Source organism: Atopobium minutum 10063974 (genome assembly GCF_000364325.1).
Lineage (GTDB): Bacteria > Actinomycetota > Coriobacteriia > Coriobacteriales > Atopobiaceae > Atopobium > Atopobium minutum.
On sequence record NZ_KB822533.1, the window covers coordinates 1,456,562 to 1,459,495 of the forward strand.

The window sequence follows — 2,934 nt, forward strand, 5'->3', positions numbered from 1 at the left end:
ACTCCTATCCACAAGTCATCCCCTCAGTTTTCAACCTAAGTGGGTTCGGCCCTCCGCGGGGTCTTACCCCCGTTTCAGCCTGCTCATGGATAGATCACCTGGCTTCGCGTCTACGACATGCGACTGTGTCGCCCTATTCAGACTCGCTGTCGCTGCGGCTCGCTTTTTAGCTTAACCTCGCCACATATCGTAACTCGCTGGCTCATTCTACAAAAGGCACGCCGTCACAGTATTGCTACTGCTCCGACTGCTTGTAGGCACACGGTTTCAGGTACTATTTCACTCCCCTTCCGGGGTGCTTTTCACCTTTCCCTCACGGTACTTGTTCACTATCGGTCACAGAAAAGTATTTAGGTTTGGAGGGTGGTCCCCCCTGCTTCCCACCGGGTTTCACGTGTCCGGCAGTACTCAGGTGCTATGAAAACAGACACTGCATTTTCGCTTACGGGACTTTAACCCTGTTTCGTTCGCTTTTCCAAAACGATTCAGCTAACACAGTGTTTTGTAACTGTTTGGGAAGTAAGCAGCCATCCCACTCATAGTCCTACAACCCCGCTCGGCGCAACCCCTGCATGGTATTGTGCTACCGTCGGTTTGACCTATATCCCCGTTCGCTCGCCACTACTTGGGGAATCTCGGTTGATTTATATTCCTCTGGGTACTTAGATGTTTCAGTTCCCCAGGTTGCCTCTTTGACGCCTATGTGTTCAGCGTCAAGTATCAGGAGATGAGTCCTGATGGGTTTACCCATTCGGAAATCTACGGGTCTAAGAATATGTGCTTCTCACCGTAGCTTATCGCAGCTTGTCACGTCCTTCATCGGCTTTCTGTGCCAAGGCATCCACCGTGTGCCCTTACTATCTTCTTTTAAAAGATGTATAAGGTTACATACACTACTATGAAAATCATAGTATTGATCAGATGCGATCTTCTTATACTAGAAAATCTTGATTATTACGCTATGCAGTTGTAAAGGTACACAGGGAGACGAACCCCCAAAACCGAATACTGCAAACCAAAAGGTTTTACAAAGACAAGATCAGAAAAAATAATCAGACGGGTCTACCCGATCAAAATAAGTCTTTCATAGATGAGGTTATTCTCCCTAGAAAGGAGGTGATCCAGCCGCACCTTCCGGTACGGCTACCTTGTTACGACTTCACCCCCCTTACCCTCCACACCTTCGGCGCCTCCCTCCCTTGCGGGTTAGGCCGACGACTTCGGGTGCAAACGACTCGGGTGGTGTGACGGGCGGTGTGTACAAGGCCCGGGAACGCATTCACCGCGGCGTGCTGATCCGCGATTACTAGCAACTCCGACTTCATGGAGGCGGGTTGCAGCCTCCAATCCGAACTGGGGCCGGCTTTAAGGGATTGGCTTACTTTCGCAAGTTTGCTTCCCGCTGTGCCGACCATTGTAGCACGTGTGCAGCCCAGGACATAAGGGGCATGATGACTTGACGTCGTCCCCACCTTCCTCCGGCTTGACGCCGGCGGTCTCGCACGGGTGCCCAGCTTGACCTGCTGGCAACATGCGACAAGGGTTGCGCTCGTTGCGGGACTTAACCCAACATCTCACGACACGAGCTGACGACAGCCATGCACCACCTGTTTAGGCTCCTTTCGGCCACGACGTTTCCGCCGCTTCACCTAAATGTCAAGCCCTGGTAAGGTTCTTCGCGTTGCTTCGAATTAAGCCACATGCTCCGCTGCTTGTGCGGGCCCCCGTCAATTCCTTTGAGTTTTAACCTTGCGGTCGTACTCCCCAGGCGGGACACTTAATGCGTTAGCTGCGGCACGGAAGGTACATCCCCCCACACCTAGTGTCCATCGTTTACGGCTAGGACTACCAGGGTATCTAATCCTGTTCGCTCCCCTAGCTTTCGCTCCTCAGCGTCAGTTATGGCCCAGAAGGCCGCCTTCGCCACCGGTGTTCTTCCTAATATCTGCGCATTCCACCGCTACACTAGGAATTCCACCTTCCCCTACCAAACTCAAGTCTGCCGGTATCGGAAGCGGACGGGGGTTGAGCCCCCGGATTTAACTTACCGACCTAACAGACCGCCTACGAGCGCTTTACGCCCAATGAATCCGGATAACGCTTGCTCCATACGTATTACCGCGGCTGCTGGCACGTATTTAGCCGGAGCTTCTTCTGCAGGTACCGTCACCTTGCGGCCTCGTCCCTGCTGAAAGCGGTTTACAACCCGAAGGCCTTCATCCCGCACGCGGCGTCGCTGCGTCAGGGTTTCCCCCATTGCGCAAGATTCCCCACTGCTGCCTCCCGTAGGAGTCTGGGCCGTGTCTCAGTCCCAATCTGGCCGGTCGGTCTCTCAACCCGGCTACCCATAACTGCCTTGGTAGGCCATTACCCCACCAACAAGCTAACAGGCCGCGGGCCCATCCTTTTCCGCTAGACGCTTTGTCTTGTGTGCCATGCGACACTCAAGAAATATTCGGTATTACCCACGGTTTCCCGTAGCTATCCCAAAGAAAAGGGCAGGTTGCCCACGTGTTACTCAGCCGTTCGCCACTTTATACACATCTAAAAGATGCTTTAATCGTTCGACTTGCATGTGTTAGGCGCGCCGCCAGCGTTCATCCTGAGCCAGGATCGAACTCTCCGTTCAAATAACAAGACTGACTGTCTTGTATATGTATGTGAGTTTATTTGAGTAAACCTGACATCTAAAATAATCGCTGATCTGGATTCAAAGTAAAATTAACGATTGCTTATTTGCTTCGAAATTTCGCTGTGCTGTCTTTGCTGATCTTTCGATCGCAGTATCCGGTTTTCAAGGTTCGTCGCACATCAGCTGCTGTGTTTGTTTGTCCACATCACCGCGTGCGACCTACTAATATACACACCCCTTTTTGGGCTTGCAAGTACAAAAACTAGATTTGTTTCGATTCATATTTTGGACACAAATGTGAA

2 rRNA genes (1 of these 2 running past the window's edge) are annotated in these 2,934 nt (G+C 51.8%); both read right to left on the reverse strand.

Annotation, left to right across the window (positions count from 1 at the left end):
* A 23S ribosomal RNA gene (locus HMPREF1091_RS06705) occupies nt 1-868 on the reverse strand; it reaches 2,111 nt to the left of the window's first position.
* A 241-nt stretch (nt 869-1,109) separates the two neighbouring features.
* Nucleotides 1,110-2,629, reverse strand: a 16S ribosomal RNA gene (locus HMPREF1091_RS06710).
* Together the 16S and 23S rRNA genes form the textbook arrangement of a ribosomal RNA operon.
* Between the last annotated feature and the right edge of the window lie 305 nt (nt 2,630-2,934).